The organism is Litoreibacter sp., assembly GCF_058136045.1.
Genome location: NZ_JBYVDD010000022.1, coordinates 1 through 628, shown reverse-complemented (window position 1 = coordinate 628; position 628 = coordinate 1). Strand labels below are relative to the sequence as shown.

Below are 628 nucleotides of genomic sequence, written 5' to 3'. Positions count from 1 at the left end.
CCTACACAATATTGAAAACGTCGCCGCCAATTTGCAGGTTGATCTCGTCCTGCCCGTCACCATCCACAAGCGCCCAGATTATTTGACCCGTCGGCCTATAGATAACAAACGACTCTGCGACCCCGGCCACACCCGCATTCGCGGTCTCAGCTACATTCACCTGGAAGTCATCGACACTTGCTGAGGCATCAGCGAACACCAGCACGTCTCCATCTGCGGCCGTATACTCCTGAATCCAGTCAGAGCCGTGGTCATGAATGCCTAGGTGGTAAAAAGAATCCCCACCTGCCCCTCCATTGATCCGGTCATGGCCAAAGCCGCCGTTGATAAAGTCATCACCGTCCCCACCAAAGATCAAATCTCCCAGCGGGCCGCTTGAAAGCACGTCGTTGCCCGCTTGGCCGATAAGCACATCGAAACCAAAGCCGCCTAGAATAATGTCGTCGCCAGCACCGCCGTAAACCTCGTCGTTGCCGTAGCCGCTATCAACGTAGTCGTCACCGTCGCCGGCAGAAATTTCGTCGCGAAGGTCGCTAGAGTTATAACCCCCATAGATCGTGTCATCGCCGTTCCCACCGGTCAGGCGATCAAACCCATTGCCCCCATAAATGATGTCATCACCATTGCC

General features: G+C 55.1%; 1 protein-coding gene. It reads right to left on the bottom strand.

Annotation, left to right across the window (positions count from 1 at the left end; translation table 11 throughout):
• Position 1 precedes the first annotated feature (1 nt).
• Positions 2-628: calcium-binding protein (locus AC3Y7R_RS16855; RefSeq protein ID WP_490043233.1), on the bottom strand; the 627-nt coding region annotated here is incomplete at its 5' end.